Source organism: Paenibacillus woosongensis (genome assembly GCF_009725165.1).
Taxonomy (GTDB): Bacteria; Bacillota; Bacilli; order Paenibacillales; family Paenibacillaceae; genus Fontibacillus; species Fontibacillus woosongensis.
In genome coordinates this window covers 372200-391412 of record NZ_WNZW01000001.1, presented here as the reverse complement: position 1 = coordinate 391412, position 19213 = coordinate 372200, and the positions used below count along the sequence as shown (strand labels likewise).

The following is a 19213-nucleotide window of genomic DNA, read 5'->3' as shown; positions in this document are numbered from 1 at the left end:
TTTGATATACAGAAGGAATGAAGTATGCAGAGAATGAAAAGCGGCTATTAATTATTTAAAACCAATGTGAAATTTCCTGAAAATTTTACACTACGTTAACAATGCCATGATATGCTGGGCTTGTCATGATTTCGTCGACATCCATTATGCCGGACAAGAAAATGGGGGGTACTATGACGCAACGGCTGTTAGTAATTGAGGATGAGCCAACGCTCTCGCGGCTTCTGTCTTATAACTTGTCACGCGAAGGCTATGAAGTTGTGGTTGAAGAGCATGGACAGTCTGGGTTGGACACGGCATTGAAGAACGATTTTAATTTAATATTGCTGGATTTAATGCTGCCGGGCATGAATGGGTTTGAGATCATGTCCCGGCTTCGAAATGAGGGCGTGAAGACACCTGTTATTATGCTAACGGCAAAAAATGCGGAGGAAGATGTAGTTCAAGGCTTGAAATCGGGTGCAGACGATTATATTACCAAGCCGTTCGGCGTAGCCGAGCTGCTTGCCCGAGTAACGGCCGTGCTAAGAAGATCCTCGGGTGTTGAAGAGCCGGAGAATAGACCGCAGCCCCAAGAGACAAGTTCGCAAATTACGCTAGGCGATCTCGTCATTTACCCGGAGAAATATGAGGTAACTTTAGGGAGCGAGCCGATTACGCTGCGGCCGAAGGAATTCGAAGTGCTGCTATATTTGGCACGAAAGCCCGGGGTAGTCATGACGCGGGACGACTTGATGAATGCAGTATGGGGATTTGATTATATCGGCGGGCAAAGAACCGTGGATGTGCACGTCAGCTCTCTTCGCAAGAAACTAGAGCTGGATCCCGGATCGGTGTATATTGATTCTATTCGCGGGGTTGGTTATAAGCTCGTCGTGAACAAGAAAAAGGCTTCAATCATTTCGGAGTGAATAACAGGCAAAAAATAAAGCTAGAGTGACTTCTGATCAATCAGGGGTCTTTTTTTTATGGAAAGCACCGAATACGGTGCTTTTTTTGATCTTGGTCAAAGCGTTGATGGTGCGCCTAAATTATAATGAAGCCAATCAGATTAATCCATCCAAGTTGGAGGTTATAGGAATGACGACGAAACTATATCAACTGAAGACGTTCTCCTGTCCAAGCTGTATTGCTAAAATTGAAAAAATGCTCATGAAAACAAAAGGGATTCGATCGGCGGAGGTACTGTTCAATAGCTCGCGGGTACGCGTATCTTTCGAGGAAAAGGAAGTAGGATCACAAGAGATCAAGAACCTGATCGAAAAGCTAGGATATCAGGTCATCGGGGAAAAGTAGATAGGACATTAATTCATAAAAGGGGGGTTAGTCATGCAACCGCACAAATTGAAACAGAACCACCGCATAATTGGGGCAAGTATCCTTGTAACGGTATCTTTTATATTGAATAAAACATTAGGATATACTTGGTTAACCATAATGGTGATGGCAGCCTCAACGCTCATTGCCGGGATTCCCATTTTCGTGAATGCAGTCAGGGCTATAAGGTACTGGATTGTCGGCATCGACGCCCTGGTGACTATAGCCGTCATTGGGGCATGGTTCATCGGGGAATATTGGGAAGCAGCAGCCGTAACCTATTTGTTTATGATCGGCAACTATTTAGAATCGAGAACTATCGAAAGAACAAAATCCGCGATCCAGGCTCTGCTTAAATTGGCTCCTGATACAGCAACCGTCCGCAGGTCCGGTAAGGAAGTTACTATAAACCCGGAGGAGGTGCTCCCGGGAGAATTGGTCATCGTGAAGCCTGGCGAGAAAATTTCCATAGATGGTACGATTGTAGAGGGCTCGGCTTACATTAATCAGTCAGCAATCACGGGAGAATCGCTTTCGGTCAACAAAGCCGCCAGTGATACCGTGTACTCGGGGACGATCATCGAGTCTGGCTATCTTCTGATTCGAGCCGATAAAGTAGGTGAAGACACGACATTTGCCAAAATATTGGAGTTAGTTGAGGAAGCCCAGGATAAAAAAGCCCGTACGCAAAAGTTCCTGGAGAAGTTTTCCCGATATTATACTCCGCTCGTCATCTTGCTAGCGGTTGTATTATTTGCGATGACCCGTGATATCGTCATGGCTTTAACGCTGCTTGTGATCGCCTGCCCCGGTGCACTGGTTATATCAGCACCCGTATCCATCGTAGCGGGTATCGGCAATGGGGCCAGGCAGGGCGTGCTTTTTAAGGGCGGGGAAATGTTAGAGATATTAAGCTCGGTTAAAGTCGTTGCCTTCGATAAGACTGGGACATTGACCAGAGGCCAGCCTGAGGTTACGCGGATTCAAACTTACGGAATGCCAAAGGAGGAACTTTTGAAAATAGTGGCTGTGGGAGAAGCCTACTCCGAGCATCCGCTTGCCAGGGCAATTCTCAGTTATGCCGATAAGGAACTTGGCAAGCTCGATGATATGCCGACAGAAGTTAACTATATTCCTGGACAAGGCATATCGTTTATTTTTGATGATAAATTGTTTCTTGTAGGGAACCGAAAGCTACTTGCATCCCGGAATATTCAGCTCGATGTCTGTGAATCTGATTTGGCCGAGGAGGAAATATTGGGACAAACTACGGTAATTATCGGAAATGAACAAAGGGTGTTAGGGATGATCTCCATCGCAGATCCGGTTCGAAAGGAGGCTAAGCAAGTTATCCAACGCTTAAAATCGTCAGGAATTCAACGCGTAGTCATGCTGACCGGAGATAATCCAAGAGCAGCCAAGGCGATTTCAGGCCAATTGGACATCGACGAAGCCTATAGTGAATTATTGCCTCAGGATAAAGTCCGAATCCTGAAGGAACTGCAGAACAAATATGGAAGCGTAGCTATGGTGGGAGACGGGGTTAATGATGCACCGGCATTGGCTGCTGCTGATATAGGCATTGCCATTGGAGGGACGGGCAGTGACATAGCTATGGAAACTGGGGACGTGGTACTTATGTCGGGGAATGTCAGCGGGTTAGTTTATGGGCTGAACCTAAGCCGGGTTACGGTAAGGAATATGAAGCAGAATATCTATTTCGCTATTCTAGTAGCTATTCTCTTGCTGGGGGGAGTGCTTGTTAAATCGGTGAATTTGTCATATGGCATGCTTATTCATGAAGTGTCCGTACTGCTGGTCGTTCTCAATGCTATTAGATTAAGAGGTTATAATACAAGCTTGGAGGGGATTAAGTGAGTTGTCATTGCCAGCTGTCGGATGTCGGTTATTGTGTAGAGAAGGTCCCTATATTCAACGGCTTGTCTGGGGAAGAACTCAGGGAAATTGCCGCTATCACGACGGCGAAGTTTTATGATAAAGGCGAAATGATCTATTCAGCCGGGGATCCGGGGAATAGACTGTTCGTCATCCATAGCGGGCAGGTCAAAATCGTTCGGTTTAGCCCCGCTGGAAGAGAACAGGTTATTCGCATATTGGAGCCCGGGCAATTTATGGGAGAGTTGTCCTTATTTAATGCTGTGCCCAGGTCGGATTATGCGGAAGCGGTTAAGGCTTCCACTCTGTGTATGATTCAAGGCGATAAACTGAAGGAACTGGTAACTGCTTATCCGTCCGTTGCTATTAAAATTATGGAAGAGCTGAGCAGGCGGCTGCAGCAGGCCGAGCAATTAATTGAAGAAATTAATCTGCATTCTGTGGAACAGCGTCTGGCTCAGGCTTTACTGGAAATGGCTGATGATAAGCATGAAGTGCTGCTAAAAATGACCAAGGGCGATTTCGCTTCACAGTTGGGCATGAGTCAGGAAACATTAAGCCGGAAGCTCTCATCCTTTCAGGAGGAGCAGTTGATTCAGCTGAAGGGGCATCGGAAGATCATCATAGCAGACCTGGAACGGCTAGCCGCGCTAATGCGGTGAGAGCTTCTATATGGCTTGAATTAAATTTGCTGTTTTGTAAGACATTTAACATAGGTCCAAAGTACCGTTAACACTCCCTTAACAAAATTCTTCTATGATGCAGTCAGAGAGAGACATGAGAGACATAAGCAAAAGAAGAGAAAGTATGGGTCAGGAGTGGTGTGAGTGGTTAATCAGGCCGTCGTTGAGCGGGATGTCCCTTTGTCTTCCCGTAGTGCTGTTAAAGTCTTTGCAAAGCAAGACAAAATAGGCAAGAAAGAAATGCCGTCTGAGGACTTGGGTGAACAGGGCAGTACGGTGAGGACGGAAGCTTACTGTCGGTTTGTTCCGACGACAGGCCCTGAAGAGTCGTGCCTGAGCGTTCTCAAGCGGTTCCAGGCCGATGTGAAACTTCCATGCGTCATTGTTTGCGATCATGCGAATAGGCCGCTGGGACTGCTCATGAGGGACACTTTCTATCGTAGATTGGCAGGGCGATTTGCTGCTGATTTGTTCTACGAAAGGCCGGCTTTGATGTTTGCGGAGAAATCGCCCCTGATCACGGAGATCACCACTTCGCCCCGGCAGTTGATCGATGCCGCGTTGAATCGGGAGGCGGCAGTATTCTATGACAGCTTGATCTTAACGGAGCAAGGTGAGTTCAAAGGTGTGATGACCGTCCAGGATCTGATGCTGATGTCGAGGGAGCTGCAGCGGGAAGCGGATCAAATCCGCGAGAAAATCGTCAGGGAAAGTCATGCGAAAGTGCTGGAAATCGACCAGTCTGTTAAAGAAGTGTCTGCCACCTCAGAGCGCAGTCTAAGGCAAACCGAGGAGATGAGCGGATTGGCGACGGCTGGGCGGGCCGAACTTGAGGCGGTACAGGCTTCGTTCAACCGCGTTCTGAAGATGACAAAGTCCCAGGAAGAGCAAGTTGCGGCTTTACTGGGGCATGCTAGTAGTATCTCGTCGATCGCGGCTTCGATTCGGGAGCTTGCGGATCAGAGCGGCCTGCTTGCGATGAATGCCTCAATTGAAGCAGCCCACGCCGGAGAGCATGGCAGAGGTTTTGCGGTCGTGGCGAGCGAAATCAGAAAGCTTGCGCTGCAAACGAAAATGTTCTCGGATGATATCGGCACCACCCTGGATATCGTTAGCGGGCTGGTCAAACAAACGGCGGACGCATCCTCTCTGACTACGATAGAAATGCAGCATAGTCACGACAGGGTGAACAGCGCAGACCATACTTTCCAAATGCTCGTCGAATCAGTGCGGACCGTAGAAGCCAGGGGAAGGGACATGTTCCAGACCGCCGGAAATGCAGCAAAGCAGACAGAGATCGTGATGCAGGAGCTTGAGCAACTTTCATCAAAGAAATAAAGCTGGCGCAAATTAGGGAACTAAATGTTAATGTCCGGAAAACATTTTACACTGCGTTAACATTCCTGCGTAATATCTTTTACATAGGGAAGGTAAAATGGTTTTATGTCTAAAGTTCGACACACACTAACACTGACCTACAGGTTATGTCAGGATGCTGCTGAGATATGAAGGAGAAATGACATGGAACCGATCATCCATATTGATAAATTGAATTTATATTACGACCAGTTTCAAGCGCTGAAGAACATGTCCCTCGATATTCCCGAGAAGGCGATCACCGCATTCATCGGTCCTTCGGGCTGCGGCAAATCCACATTGCTGCGAACCCTGAACCGGATGAACGATATGATCCCTGGCACACGGATCGAAGGCTCCGTGCGAATCGGAGGAAAGGATATATACAGCGACGGCGTCGAGGTAGAAACGCTACGCAAGCAGGTGGGGATGGTGTTCCAACAGCCGAACCCTTTTCCGAAATCAATTTATGATAATGTTGCATACGGGCCGAGGCTCCACGGCATAAAAGATAAAGCCACGCTGGATCAAATCGTGGAGCAGAGCCTGCGCCAGGCTGTATTGTGGGATGAGGTCAAGGATTTCCTGAGGCGTTCGGCGCTCAGCCTATCCGGCGGCCAGCAGCAGCGGCTTTGCATCGCCCGGGCGATTGCTGTCCAGCCAGACATCCTGCTCATGGATGAAGCGACGTCTGCACTGGACCCGATATCGACGTTAAAGATCGAGGAACTGGCCCAGGAATTAAAAGATAGGTATACCATCGTGATGGTTACTCATAACATGCATCAAGCGGCTCGTATTTCGGACCGCACTGTATTTTTCCTGAATGGTGAAATTGTAGAAGCAGACGATACTAACAAACTGTTCTCAACACCGCAGGATTCGCGTACCGAAGATTATATTTCAGGACGTTTTGGTTAACAGAAGGGAGCAGTGAGGTATGATCCAAAGAAGAGAGTTCGATCAAAATTTGGAGGAGCTGCGGCAGTTGCTGAGGGAAATGGGCGAGCATGTGGAGCGTGCCCTCAAAGAATCCATTGTATCGCTGCAGAACTTGGACGTCAGCAGAGCCAAAGGGGTTATTGCCCAGGATTTGAAGCTGAACGAAATGGAAGAAGAAGTAATGGATATCGGCTCCAGATTGATCGTTACGCAGCAGCCTGTTGCCAAGGATCTTCGCCGGATTATCGTCGCCTTTAAAATCTCCAGTGATTTGGAGCGCATGGGCGACCTTGCGGTCGACATCGCCAAGGTGACGCTTCGTTTGGAGGGGCAGACGCTGCTAAAGCCGCTTATTGACATTCCAAAAATGGCGGAGCTGGTCGAGGTCATGGTGGAGGAATCTCTCCAATCCTATTTGGATGAAAATACAGATCTGGCCTATAAGATGGCAAAGGATGACGATGAGGTCGACCATCTTTACAGTCAAACGATCAGCGAGCTGTATTCAATCGTCATTAATCACCCCGACTCCCTACAGCAGGTGATGCTGCTTACGCTGGTGGGAAGATACATTGAGCGTATCGCCGACCATGCTACGAATATCGGGGAAAGCGCCGTTTATCTTGTTACCGGACATCGGCCGGATCTTAATCAATAATTAATAAAATATCGTTATTTAGAACAGTCAAAGCGCCGGAATGCTCCGGCGCTTTGCTGTTTGTGCGGCTGCCTGTTTTGAATATCGTCAAATCGCGATTGTTTTTTATATATCGGTGGAGCATGTGTTAGAATAATAATCAGGAGTATGTTCAGGGAACGAGGTGCTGTATGGAAAAATTAATTCTTATTGACGGAAACAGTATTATTTACCGGGCGTTCTTCGCCATGCCGCCGCTGAACAATTCAAGCGGCCTGCATACGAACGCTGTGTACGGATTCACGAATATGCTGCTAAGACTCATTCAGGATGAGAAGCCGACTCATATTATGGTAGCGTTTGATGCGGGCAAGGTGACGTTCCGCCACGAAGGTTACGAAGATTATAAAGGGGGACGGGAGAAGACGCCCCCCGAATTGAGCGAGCAGTTTCCGCTTACCCGCGAATTGCTGGAGAGCTTCGGAATATGCTGGTTCGAATTGCCTGGCTACGAGGCTGACGATATTATCGGAACGATCAGCAAACAGGCCGAAGCTGCCGGCAAGGACGTGCTTGTCGTCACCGGGGACAAGGACATGCTGCAGGTGGTCAGCGATAAGGTCAAGGTGGCCTTGACGCGGAAGGGAATCAGCGAAGTGGAGCCTTACGGGCCGAAGGAGATCCAAGAGAGATATGGGCTTACCCCGGATCAGATCATTGACCTGAAGGGTCTGATGGGCGATGCTTCGGATAATATTCCCGGCGTCCCGGGGATCGGCGAGAAGACGGCGTTAAAGCTGCTGCACCAGTTCGGCTCCGTGGAGGAAGTGCTTGCCCGGACGGACGAGCTGAAGGGCAAGATGAAGGAGAATCTCATTCAGCATGCTGAGGATGCAAGGCTGAGTAAAAAGCTTGCAACGATTCACCGCGAGGTGCCGGTCGACCGCTCTTTTGACGATATGGTTTTTCGGGGACTGCAAGAAGAGAAGGCAGGGCCCGTGCTTCGCAAGCTAGAGTTCAAATCTATGCTTGAACGCTTGTCATTCGGTGAAGGGGCTGGAACGGCCGAAGCAGGGGAAGAGACCGCCAGGGCGCAGGATGAAGTTGAGGTAACAATCGTGGATGAAACCTCTCTGCAAGAACTTGTGCACGAGCTTCCGGGGATCGAGGTAATGTATGTGGAATCTCGCGGCGATAATCCGCATCAGTCCGAGGTTATGGGGCTGATCTTCTCTTCGAAGGAGCGTCATTTCTTTGTGTCCTGCGAATTTTTGCTAAGCGCGGCGGCGAAGCCCGTCAAGGATTGGCTTGCGGACCCGCAAATACCAAAATGCGGTTATGATCTTCATCGGGCTGATTTGGCGTTGTACTGGCAAGGAATTACGTTTGCGGGAGCTGAATTTGACATCGAGTTAGCTGCGTATTTGCTGGATCCAACGGATAATAACCAGACGATCAGCGGGCTTGCTGCCAAATATCATTTGCCGCAATTGCCTTCGGATGATGAGGTATACGGGAAAGGGGCCAAATTTAAGGCGCCTGATCCGGAAACGCTCAGCCGTCATCTGGCCCGCAAGGCGCTGGCGATGCTGCGCCTGATTCCGCTGCAGAGGGAAGAGCTTGAGAAAAATGAAATGAATCGGTTGTTCTATGAGCTGGAAATGCCGCTGTCCCGCATTTTGGCGGATATGGAGAAGCAGGGGATCTCGGTCAACCGCGACGCGCTGACGGAGCTAGGCAAAGAGTTCGAGGCGCAGATCAGCAAACTGGAGAAGCGGATTTATGAAATTGCCGGTCTGGAATTCAATTTGAATTCGCCAAAGCAGCTCGGTGAGGTTCTGTTCGATAAATTGGAGCTGCCAGTGGTCAAGAAAACGAAGACGGGGTATTCCACCGATGCAGAGGTACTGGAAAAGCTGGCGCCGTATAATGAAATTGTCCAGTTCATTCTGGAATACCGCCAGCTGGCGAAGCTGCAATCGACTTATGTGGAAGGTTTGCTGAAGGAGATTCGCCAGGATACTGGCAAGGTTCATACGTTTTACCGGCAGACGATTGCCGCAACGGGCAGACTTAGCAGCCAATATCCGAATTTGCAGAACATTCCAATCCGTTTGGAGGAAGGGCGCAAAATCCGCCAAGTGTTCGTGCCTTCTGAAGAAGGCTGGTCCATTCTTGCCGCGGACTATTCACAGATTGAACTGCGGGTGCTTGCGCATATTTCAGATGATAAGGGGTTGCAGGAAGCCTTCCTGCATGATATGGATATTCATACGAAAACGGCTATGGATGTCTTCGGTGTATCCCAAGATCAGGTGGACGCCAATATGCGCCGTTCAGCCAAGGCTGTGAACTTCGGAATCGTCTATGGAATTAGCGATTATGGATTATCACAGAACCTGCACATTACCCGAAAGGAAGCCGCGCAGTTCATTGAGCAGTATTTCGAGGCCTTTAAGGGCGTACGCCGGTATATGGATGAGATCGTTCAGGAGGCAAAGCGTAACGGCTACGTTACCACGCTGCTTGAGCGAAGACGATATCTTCCGGAAATCAACGCATCCAACTTCAACCTGCGCTCCTTCGCCGAGCGAACGGCGATGAATACGCCGATCCAAGGCACCGCTGCGGATATCATTAAGCTGGCGATGGTGATGATGGACGAGACGCTGCGCAAGCATGGGCTGAAGAGCCGGATGCTGCTTCAGGTCCATGATGAGCTGGTGTTTGAGGTGCCGCCGGAGGAATTGGAGACGATGAGCAAGCTTGTGCCTGAGACGATGGAAAAGGCCTTGCAGCTGTCGGTTCCATTGAAGGCGGAGGTAAGCAGCGGCTCCAACTGGTACGAAGCCAAATAATTTAGAGGTAGTTCAAAAAGATCGCTTTTGATCACGAAGTATTTCGGGTAGTGATTTCAGCGTCGAATCTTGCACTCACCCTTGAAGTCCGGTGCTCATGTAGGCTTCTCCTACACTCCGCTCCTCCTTCTTCGGGTTCGTGCAACCTTCTCGGTGCTAAAAAGCGACTTTTTGAACCTTTATTGAAGAGGTAGTTCAAAAAGATCGCTTTTGAAGATATAAAATTGATTAGACGACCGGGGATGACTACTTTATATCGCAGAAAAACATCAGCTTAAGCGGTCTATCTACTGTGAGGTTACATCGATTGAAGTTTTTCTTATCACGAAGTATTTCGGGTAGGGAATTCGGCGTCGAATCTTGCACTCACCCACGAAAGCTTATGCTTACGATGCATGTTTCTTGCAGAAACATTGCAGGTGCTCATGTAGGCTTCTCCAAATTATGCTATCGAAGAACGTTTGCTTTGAAAACGTGGAACTCCGCTCCTCCTGAAAGTTTTGCAGGGCAAAACTCGCATCGGAAGCATATGCAGAGGGTTCGTGCAACCTGAAGCGTTTCGAAGAAACGCACATCGGAAGGATATGTTTTGGTGCTGAAAAGCGACTTTTTGAACCCTAATTGAAGAGGAAGCTCAAAAAGGTCGTTAATCACGAAATGAAGCAGGGATAAATTTAAAGTTTGAGGTGAAAGAACATGCCGGAGCTACCGGAAGTGGAGACCGTTCGGCGGACATTGTCGGCGCTAATCGTCGGGAAGACGATCGAGTCGGTGAAGGTGCTGCTGCCGCGAATTATTCAGCGTCCCGACGATATTAAGCGGTTTGAGACGGAGCTGGCGGGTCATACTATTGTTGATGTTGGCCGGCGCGGCAAATTTTTGAGGATAATTATGGATCAGCTTGTTCTGGTCTCCCATCTGCGAATGGAAGGCCGGTATGGCGTGTACGATCAAAATGAGGAAGTAGAGAAGCACACCCATGTCATTTTCCGGTTTACTGATGGCACGGAGCTTAGATATAAGGATGTACGGCAATTCGGCACGATGCACCTATTTCTTCCTGGCGAGGAATTCAAAGAGAAGCCGCTCATGAAGCTTGGGCTTGAACCGCTGGAAGATACTTTTACAGCAGAAGTTCTTCGGGAGCTACTGTTCAAGCGATCGACAAAGATCAAGGTTGCTCTGTTAAATCAGGAATATGTAGTGGGGCTCGGCAATATTTATGTGGATGAAGCACTATTCCGGGCCGGGATTCATCCGGAGCGTGCGGCGAACACCTTGTCTGCCCAAGAGTGGACAACACTTCATGAAGCGATCGTCTTTACCTTAACCGATGCAGTAGAAGCTGGGGGTTCCTCCATTAAATCGTATGTTAACGGCCAAGGCGAGATGGGGATGTTCCAGCACTCGCTGCAAATTTACGGGCGCAAAGGCGAATTGTGTGTAAAATGCGGACACCCGATCGAGAAGAGCGTCGTTGGCGGCCGGGGGACGCATTATTGCCCGATATGCCAGGTTCGCGTTTTGGACAAGCAGTCCCTGGAGAGAATCGGATCGTAATTTCCTCCGTGGTTGACCCAGAGCAGGAATTTGGTTCCGAAGCTGAAGCCCGAAGCGCAAAGTTAATAAAGATAGCGAGGTGAATCCATGAATATCGGGCTGACGGGCGGAATCGCCACGGGCAAAAGCACGGTCTCCCAAATGCTGGTTAAGCGGGGGGCCCTATTAATTGATGCCGATGTCATCGCCAGAGAGGTGATGGAGCCGGGGCATCCGGTGCTGCAGGCGGTACGGGAGCGGTTCGGTCCAGACGTTATCTATGATGACGGTACATTAAACCGCAAAAGGCTGGGCGAAATCGTCTTTTCCGATCCAGAGAAGCTTAAAGCGCTGAATGGCCTTACCCATCCCGCTATTCGCGCCGAAATGAGGAAACGGATGGCGGCTTATGAGGCTGCGGACCCTGGACGGCTTGTCGTCGTGGATATACCGCTGCTGTATGAATCCGGTTTGGAAACGATGTTTGAACAAGTGATGGTGGTCTATGTGCCTCGTGAATTGCAGCTTAAGAGGCTGATGCAGAGAGACGAACTGACCTTAGAGCAGGCAGAGGCGAGAATACGAGCCCAAATGGATATCGAGAAAAAGAAGGAGAGGGCGGATATTTTGATTGATAACAGCCTCGGAATGGACAAGACGGAATTGCAGATCGCGGAATTTTGGCGGAACAAGGTTTTGCTATGAAATGGCTGCGTAAAAAAAGAGTGCTGCTTTTGTTGTTTCTCGGTTTTACTGTTATTTTATTTTTTAACTCCAAATGGTTAGCCTTATTTTATCCGATTCATTTCAAAGAGGAAATTAAAGTTCATGCCCAGAAATACGATCTCGATCCTTTGATGGTGGCAGCGATCATTCGGGTGGAGAGCAATTACAAGACAGGGTCCGAATCCAAGAAGGGCGCGCTTGGCATCATGCAGATCATGCCGGATACCGCGAAATGGGTTATCGAACAGTCGAAACTGCCGGACGTGTCTTTAGATAAGGTAAAGGAAGAGAGCGATACGAATATCGCGATCGGAACCTGGTATTTGAAATCGCTGCACGAACAATTCGACGGTAATGAGATCGCTATGATCGCGGCATATAACGCAGGGCCGACGAATGTCCGAAATTGGTTGCGCAGCGGCAGGTGGGATGGAAGGCTCGAATCGGTCAAAAATATCCCTTTTGGCGAAACGAGGCATTATGTACAAAGAGTTACTCATTACTACGATCAATACTCTGACATTTACGAGCATTTGTAAATTACCGGGCCCATTCCCGTATGATAGAGAAGCATTGGACAGGCTGGGGCCTGCGCCAATGCTTCCTGAGCTTGGTTGGTCAAATTATTGGAATTGACCTGCCAGCTGCTGCTCGGCAATTGTTACCAGACGTTTGGTGATGAAACCACCAATCGAACCGTTTTCGTAAGAAGTCAGGTTACCAGCATATCCGTCTTGTGGGAAAGAGATGCCAAGCTCCTGAGCTACTTCATATTTCATTTGCTCCAGAGCGCCGGAAGCTTGTCTAACCACCAGGTCGTTCGAAGAATTATTATTTTGAGCCATGATATGTTCACCTCCTTGTGGTAAAAGTATTATGTGCTGAAATAGACGACTTCATTACGAATATTTTAGTTATTTATTGGCATTCGTTGATGCATCCGACAAGAGCGATAATAGTTCAATCAAAATTCATAATAAAAAGGGGGTAAAAGCACTTTGAAATGTCCATATTGTGACTATTCCGGAACGAAGGTGCTGGACTCCAGACCGGCAAACGAGAATCGTTCTATCCGCCGCAGGCGGGAGTGCGAGAAATGCAGCCGCCGGTTCACTACCTTTGAGATGGTGGAGGAAATGCCGCTGATCGTCATCAAGAAGGACGGCAGCCGAGAGGAATTCAACCGGGAGAAGTTGCTCCGGGGTTTGATTCGCGCTTGCGAGAAACGGCCGGTGTCCGTTGAACAGCTGGAATCGATCGTATCGGCAGCGGAAAGATCGCTGCGTCATACCGCTAACGCGGAAGTCGAGAGCCGGGAAATCGGAGAGCTTATTATGGAACAATTGTATCCTGTAGATGAGGTCGCATACGTAAGGTTTGCTTCGGTCTATCGCCAATTCAAGGACATCAATATGTTCATGAAGGAGTTAAAGGGACTGCTCTCGAAGAGCAGCGGCCCGTCGGATTCGATGTAATCCGCAGGTATACTTTGAATACGCTGGAGGCTTGCATTTATGAAATGGAACAGCCAGGCCGGGATGGCGCTTGGATTTCTAGCCGGCACGACATTTGGCAGCGGTATTGGCTTTCTGCTTCATTGGCATTCTTATGATCTGGTTGCGATCGTGAGCGCCTGCGGCGTTATCGGCACAACCGCAGGGGCGTGGACGGTGCGTAGAGTTGTTCGAGGCACCCCAAATGCTAACAAGTTGTGAAGAGCGAAAGAAAAATTTAAGGAAATTGGAATAATAAATACCCGTTTCATTCACGTTAAGTGATAGAAACGGGTATTTATTATTATTTTTTACACAGAGTTTACAAAACTCATACATGGGTTTGATATTCGGTTTCTATAATCAGACTATACAAACAAATGAGGGGGAAACCTTAACAATGAAAAAGAGTTTGATGTTAATTCTAACTTTGGTACTGACTTTCACGTTGGCCGCATGCGGACCAAATAACGCGGCAAAGTCCAATAATTCAGCAGAAGCTCCAGGCGCTTCTAACGAAACTCCGGCAAATGAAACGCCAGCATCCGAGCTGTCCGGTTCGATCCTTGCTGTTGGCTCTTCTGCACTTCAACCTCTCGTGGATCAAGCATCCAAAAAATTCATGGATCAGCATCCGAAGGTTTCTATCCAAGTACAAGGCGGCGGCAGCGGCACGGGCTTAACTCAAGTCTCCGGCGGACAAGCTGACATCGGTAACTCCGACGTATTCGCTGAAGAGAAGCTGGATGCAGCTCAAGCTGGCGAACTGGTCGACCATCAAGTGGCGGTCGTAGCTATGGCAGCAGTTATTAACCCTGAGATCACAGTTGATAACCTGACGAAAGATCAATTGGTAGGCATTTTTACAGGTAAAATCACCAACTGGAACGAAGTTGGCGGACAGGATCAAAAAATTCAAATCGTAAACAGACCGTCCAGCTCGGGTACGCGCGCGACGTTCGAGAAATATGCACTAGGCACGAAAACGGATGATCTTCAAGGCTCCATTCAAGAGGATTCCTCAGGTACAGTTAAGAAGCTGGTAAAAGAAACGCCTGGCGCGATCGGCTACCTGGCTCTGTCCTACCTGGATGATTCCATCAAAGTTGTGAAATACGACGGTGTTGAAGCAAACGAAGAGAATGTTGCTAACGGCAGCTACCCTGTATGGGCGTATGAGCACATGTACACAAAAGGCGAACCAAACGAAGTTGTGAAAGCATTCCTCGAATATATGGTTTCCGATGATGTGCAAAATAACGATGTCGTTGAGCTTGGCTACATTCCAGCCGGAAAAATGCAAGTGAAACGCGACGCTGACGGCAATATTACGAAATAATATACGACATCAATTCGGCAAGACGAGAGGCGGATTCTTCTGCCTCTCTCTGTGCTGTGTAAAGGGAGAGGTCTTATGGCTCATGCCGGCAGAAGACAAAAACCAAAACAACACGTAATCGAAGAATGGACCGGTAAAATATTTACATCGCTATGTATCGTCCTTCTGGTCGTCACTATTTTCTCTATGGTGTATTTTGTGGCGACCAAAGGATTGAGCTCGTTTTTTAGGGACGGAATCAGCGTAGCCGAAATATTTGGCAGCACACAGTGGAAGCCGGAAGGGGAGCCCCCGTTCTTCGGCGCTTTGCCATTTATTATCGGATCATTCAGCACATCCCTGCTCGCTGCTCTGATTTCCGCACCATTAGGTATTTGCGCGGCTCTCTTCATGATTGAAATCATGCCGAAAATCGGCAGAAAGTATTTGCAGCCCGTCATCGAGCTTCTGGCGGGAATTCCCTCCGTTGTCTACGGATTTGTGGGCCTAAGTGTCATCGTGCCCTTTTATCGCGACGTCTTTCCGGGTCAGGGGCTTGGGATCGCGGCCGGTGCTACCGTGCTGTCGATCATGATTCTCCCGACGATCACGTCTATTGCTACCGATGCGCTGGCTGCACTTCCTTCAGGCCTGAAGGAAGGATCTTATGCGCTTGGGGCTACGAGATGGCAAACGCTGTACCGTACGGTGCTGCCTACGACGCTGCCTGCTTTGATGACAGGCGTTGTACTTGGCATGGCACGGGCCTTCGGGGAAGCGCTGGCCGTTCAGATGGTCATCGGGAATGCTCCGCATATCCCCGGTTCGCTGTTCGAATCTACATCGACTTTGACAAGCGTCATTACACTGAGCATGGGCAATACCGTTATGGGCACGATGCAGAACAATGTTCTGTGGACACTGGCTCTCATCCTGATGATGATGACCTTTGTTTTCGTCTTCGTAGTACGGTGGCTGGAAAGGAGAGCTAATCGATGAGCGCAAAAACAGCAGATAAAATCGCAACCGCGGTCATTGTAACCTTGGCTGGCTTTATCGTCCTCATCTTGGCAGGACTGCTAGGCTTCATTCTTGTCAGAGGACTTGGACATATCAGCTTCGACTTCCTGACTTCCCCTCCGGAAACGATTAAGGAAGGCGGCGGGATTGGGCCGCAGCTGTTCAATTCCCTGTTTCTGCTCGTCCTGACCCTGCTGATCACAGTTCCGCTGGGACTTGGCGCAGGAATCTATATGAGCGAGTACGCCAAGCCGGGAAAAGTGACGGATTTTATACGCTTGATCGTTGAGGTGCTGTCCTCCTTTCCTTCCATTGTGGTCGGTTTGTTCGGCTTGCTGGTTATCGTTAACGTCTTCGGCTTCGGCTTCTCACTGTTCTCCGGCGCCCTCGCATTGACCGTGTTCAACCTTCCGCTAATGGTGCGGATTACGGAGCAGGGTATGAAAAGTGTTCCGGTAGCACAGAAGGAGGCGAGTCTGGCTCTAGGTCTGTCAAAATGGAAGACGATTCGTTCAATTATGCTGCCGATCGCGATGCCGATTATTTTGACGGGGACGATTCTTGCTGCGGGCCGCGTGTTTGGCGAAGCGGCGGCCCTATTGTTTACCGCGGGGATGAGCAGTCCGAGACTTGACTTCACGGATTGGAATCCGTTCAGCCCGATGTCTCCCTTGAATCCGTTCCGCCCTGCCGAGACGCTGGCCGTTCATATCTGGAAGATCAATTCGGAAGGATTGGCTCCGGATGCTCCGGAAATTGCTGCTGGAGCCTCAGCCGTACTCATACTAACCGTGCTGGCGTTTAATCTTCTGGCCCGCTGGCTGGGGCGTGTCATGCACAAGAAATTTACAGCAACGAAATAGGGAGGAGCCTCTATGAGCAATATCGAACTGTCCGTCAAGGATTTGAGCGTATACTATGGGGAGAAGCAAGCGGTAAAAAGTGTCTCTCTAGACTTTGAAGCTAAACAAGTAACGGCGTTAATCGGCCCGTCCGGCTGCGGTAAATCGACATTTCTCCGCAGTTTGAACCGGATGAACGACCTCATCAGCGGTGCGAGAATTACCGGGGAAATATGGATTGGCGACGAGAATATCAATGATCCCAAAACCGACGTGGTGCTGCTGCGCCAAAGAATTGGGATGGTCTGGCAAAAACCGAACCCATTCCATAAATCGATCTACGAGAATATTGCTTTTGGTCCGCGCTATCATGGGATCAAGGATAAGAAGAAGCTGGATCAGATCGTCGAGGAATCATTGACAAAAGCTGCTCTATGGGACGAGACGAAGGACAGGCTGCACCGTTCTGCCCTTTCGTTGTCCGGTGGGCAGCAGCAGCGGCTGTGTATCGCCAGATCGATTGCGGTCAGCCCGAGCATCATTCTGATGGATGAGCCGGCCTCCGCGCTTGACCCGGTATCCAGCTCCAAGATTGAAGAGCTAATCGCCGATTTGAAGCAGGAGTATTGCATTATTATCGTAACCCATAACATGCACCAAGCGGCACGGGTCTCGGAGAAGACGGCATTTTTCCTCATGGGGGAAGTCGTCGAGTTTGATGATACGGATAAAATTTTTACAAATCCGAAGGAAAAGAGAACAGACGACTACATTTCCGGAAGATTCGGATAATGACCGAAAAAACAGATATAACATAAAGGCAGGCGGGAAAAGTATTCCGGCCTGCCTTTTTTGAAGCAAACGATTCATGTTTAATTTCCTTGCCTGCCCGGTGTTCATTAACATAAATTGGCGGATCCCGAGTTGTTTGAGTACAATAGATATAAGGTCTAATATTCATCAATTTGTAGGATAGACTAAATAACGGAGATATTCTTATGAGCGAGAACCGGACAGGCCGTCTCATTTCTGTCCGGTTCTTTTCTGGATCGTTATTTCGGTGCTATGCGAGCAGGCTAATCACGAGCAGTTCATACAGTACTAATGGAAGTATGACATTGTTGTAGTAAGAGGAGCCGAACAATCCGCGGCTATATGGTGTATAGCCGTATTCTCCAGATCCATAAGGAGTTGGGGGCGGATATCCAGGTGAACCATAAGGGGTTGGGACAGGAGGACCTGGATAGCCTGGTTGCTGGCCATAATTCCAATATTGTTCTGGATACCCCTGCTGGGAGTAGCCTCCGTACTGGCCTTGGCCGTAGTTATACGGTCCGTATGGCGGCGGATCCGGGTCTTTTCCGGTCTGCTGGCCAGGAATGACGAGGAATAACAGGCCGCCGTCCGTGTGGGACAATACGCCTTCGTATGTGATCCCTTCAACCGTTTGGACGCGAACGGGTCGATTTGCATGCTGCTTGCAGATTTTATGCAGATGATCCTTCATGCTTTTAATCGTTTGGACGGCACCCGGATTGGCTTGATAGACCACTTGCTTCGTTTCACTTGATGACATCGCTTTAACCTCCACTAATCATGCAAAGTGTTTTCTGCTGACATCCTATGCTATAGCCCAAAGGGAGGTGCCTGATATTTTTCTTGAAACGGATGCAATGGCTTGGTAACATATTTATCGTTCGATATTGATTGGAAGCATTGGTTTGAATTGAGGAGACTTTCTAATGAATGTGTTAGAGTGGATTGAGTTCATGTTCAAGCAGTACGGATATTTGGTATTGCTGATTGGACTTCCTATAGATTTTATCGCCTTGCCGCTGCCGCCGGGTCAGACGACGCTAACCTTTACGGGGTATTTAGCCTATAAAGGTGTGTTCGGTTGGATTCCAGCGATGGCGGTGGCTTTTACCGGAGCGGCTATCGGAATCACGATTACATATTGGATTGGATACAAGGTAGGGGCACCGCTGGTAGAGCGCTACGGAAAATGGATATTTCTTAAGCCCTCTCAAATTGAGAAAACGAGACGTACTTACGACCGGTATGGCAATAAAATGCTGCTGATTAGCTTTTTTGTCCCTGGGGTCCGGCAATTTTTCGGTTATTTCGTGGGAATTATCCGGGTTCCCTTTCCGACATTCGCGATATACGCTTACACTGGGGCAGCGATCTGGGTATTTGTCTTCGTAAGCATCGGTTATGTATTCGGCGAGCAGTGGCAGCATATATTTACTCTGGTGGAAAATTACTTGAAGTACATATGCACGGGCGCTGGGGCTTTGCTCATTTTTTGGTTCATTTGGAAGTGGCGGAGGCTGCGTTTAAGGGAGACCAAGCCCGAGAAAGAAACAGGGTAAGTTCCGTCTGCCGGAATTCGGGGAACGGATATAAGCAGGCTAATGTCATCTGGCCTAGTCAATAAAGGTGCAAGGTAAATTTACTTTGGCACCTTTTTTTACTTGTGGACAAGTTTCTTTGATTCCAAGCCTGGCACTCTGTTATCATATATAGATATTCGTAGTTGGCCGGAATGAAATCTAACTTGATTTAATAGGAAGGAACAGGGGA

Annotated in this window: 19 protein-coding genes and 1 pseudogene; 18 read left to right on the top strand and 2 right to left on the bottom strand. The window is 48.8% G+C overall.

Annotated elements, in window-relative coordinates; translation table 11 throughout:
* Window positions 1-173 precede the first annotated feature (173 nt).
* From GNP95_RS01930 to GNP95_RS01880, 11 genes are all read left to right on the top strand, one after another.
* Window positions 174-911, top strand: a complete 738-nt coding sequence (locus GNP95_RS01930) for a response regulator transcription factor (RefSeq protein WP_155609221.1) — start codon at window positions 174-176, stop codon at window positions 909-911.
* A gap of 169 nt (window positions 912-1080) precedes the next feature.
* Window positions 1081-1296 carry a heavy-metal-associated domain-containing protein gene (locus GNP95_RS01925; protein ID WP_155609220.1) on the top strand — a complete coding sequence of 72 codons (216 nt, stop codon included), beginning with the start codon at window positions 1081-1083 and terminating at the stop codon, window positions 1294-1296.
* Window positions 1297-1329: 33 nt separating this feature from the next.
* A complete protein-coding gene (locus GNP95_RS01920; protein WP_155609219.1) occupies window positions 1330-3195 on the top strand; it encodes a heavy metal translocating P-type ATPase in 1866 nt (621 codons plus the stop codon).
* Window positions 3192-3875, top strand: coding sequence for a Crp/Fnr family transcriptional regulator (locus tag GNP95_RS01915; protein WP_330163224.1), 684 nt, complete (start codon window positions 3192-3194; stop codon window positions 3873-3875). The genes GNP95_RS01920 and GNP95_RS01915 overlap by 4 nt, the downstream gene beginning before the upstream one ends.
* A 165-nt stretch (window positions 3876-4040) precedes the next feature.
* Window positions 4041-5234, top strand: a complete 1194-nt coding sequence (locus tag GNP95_RS26520) for a methyl-accepting chemotaxis protein (RefSeq protein WP_155609218.1) — start codon at window positions 4041-4043, stop codon at window positions 5232-5234.
* A 183-nt stretch (window positions 5235-5417) separates the two neighbouring features.
* On the top strand, window positions 5418-6173 hold the full coding sequence (pstB, locus tag GNP95_RS01905; protein ID WP_155609217.1) for a phosphate ABC transporter ATP-binding protein PstB: 756 nt from the start codon (window positions 5418-5420) through the stop codon (window positions 6171-6173).
* A gap of 19 nt (window positions 6174-6192) precedes the next feature.
* Window positions 6193-6852: a phosphate signaling complex protein PhoU gene (gene phoU, locus GNP95_RS01900; protein ID WP_155609216.1), complete on the top strand. Its 660-nt coding sequence runs from the start codon at window positions 6193-6195 to the stop codon at window positions 6850-6852.
* Between the two features lie 170 nt (window positions 6853-7022).
* On the top strand, window positions 7023-9689 hold the full coding sequence (polA, locus tag GNP95_RS01895) for a DNA polymerase I (RefSeq protein ID WP_155609215.1): 2667 nt from the start codon (window positions 7023-7025) through the stop codon (window positions 9687-9689).
* 696 nt (window positions 9690-10385) lie between these two features.
* Window positions 10386-11249 carry a DNA-formamidopyrimidine glycosylase gene (gene mutM, locus GNP95_RS01890; protein WP_155609214.1) on the top strand — a complete coding sequence of 288 codons (864 nt, stop codon included), beginning with the start codon at window positions 10386-10388 and terminating at the stop codon, window positions 11247-11249.
* An 87-nt stretch (window positions 11250-11336) separates the two neighbouring features.
* Entirely contained in the window at window positions 11337-11933 is a 597-nt protein-coding gene (gene coaE, locus GNP95_RS01885; RefSeq protein ID WP_155609213.1) for a dephospho-CoA kinase, read from the top strand.
* The gene (locus GNP95_RS01880) at window positions 11930-12493 is read left to right on the top strand and encodes a lytic transglycosylase domain-containing protein (RefSeq protein ID WP_155609983.1); all 564 of its coding nucleotides are present in this window, start codon (window positions 11930-11932) and stop codon (window positions 12491-12493) included. Before coaE ends, GNP95_RS01880 begins: the two co-directional genes overlap by 4 nt.
* Before the next feature lie 84 nt (window positions 12494-12577).
* Here GNP95_RS01880 and GNP95_RS01875 read toward each other — a convergent pair whose 3' ends face one another.
* Window positions 12578-12799: an alpha/beta-type small acid-soluble spore protein gene (locus tag GNP95_RS01875; RefSeq protein ID WP_055108788.1), complete on the bottom strand. Its 222-nt coding sequence runs from the start codon at window positions 12797-12799 to the stop codon at window positions 12578-12580.
* A gap of 153 nt (window positions 12800-12952) precedes the next feature.
* Here GNP95_RS01875 and nrdR point away from each other — a divergent pair, with 153 nt between their 5' ends.
* From nrdR to pstB (GNP95_RS01845), 6 genes are all read left to right on the top strand, one after another.
* Entirely contained in the window at window positions 12953-13429 is a 477-nt protein-coding gene (gene nrdR, locus GNP95_RS01870; protein ID WP_155609212.1) for a transcriptional regulator NrdR, read from the top strand.
* Window positions 13430-13468: 39 nt separating this feature from the next.
* A complete protein-coding gene (locus GNP95_RS01865) occupies window positions 13469-13669 on the top strand; it encodes a hypothetical protein (protein ID WP_155609211.1) in 201 nt (66 codons plus the stop codon).
* A gap of 178 nt (window positions 13670-13847) precedes the next feature.
* A complete protein-coding gene (locus GNP95_RS01860; protein WP_155609210.1) occupies window positions 13848-14786 on the top strand; it encodes a phosphate ABC transporter substrate-binding protein PstS family protein in 939 nt (312 codons plus the stop codon).
* A 75-nt stretch (window positions 14787-14861) separates the two neighbouring features.
* Entirely contained in the window at window positions 14862-15764 is a 903-nt protein-coding gene (pstC, locus tag GNP95_RS01855; RefSeq protein WP_155609209.1) for a phosphate ABC transporter permease subunit PstC, read from the top strand.
* Complete coding sequence (gene pstA / locus GNP95_RS01850; RefSeq protein ID WP_155609208.1) at window positions 15761-16648, top strand: phosphate ABC transporter permease PstA; 888 nt, start codon at window positions 15761-15763, stop codon at window positions 16646-16648. The genes pstC and pstA overlap by 4 nt, the downstream gene beginning before the upstream one ends.
* Window positions 16649-16660: 12 nt before the next feature.
* Entirely contained in the window at window positions 16661-17419 is a 759-nt protein-coding gene (gene pstB, locus GNP95_RS01845; RefSeq protein WP_155609207.1) for a phosphate ABC transporter ATP-binding protein PstB, read from the top strand.
* A gap of 271 nt (window positions 17420-17690) precedes the next feature.
* Here the strand turns inward: pstB (GNP95_RS01845) and GNP95_RS26670 are convergent.
* Window positions 17691-17777, bottom strand: a pseudogene (locus GNP95_RS26670) (acetyl-CoA acetyltransferase); the annotation flags it as partial.
* Window positions 17778-18369: 592 nt separating this feature from the next.
* On the opposite strand from GNP95_RS26670, the gene GNP95_RS01835 reads away from it, so the two are divergent.
* Window positions 18370-19002: a DedA family protein gene (locus tag GNP95_RS01835; protein ID WP_155609206.1), complete on the top strand. Its 633-nt coding sequence runs from the start codon at window positions 18370-18372 to the stop codon at window positions 19000-19002.
* The last annotated feature ends 211 nt before the right edge of the window (window positions 19003-19213 follow it).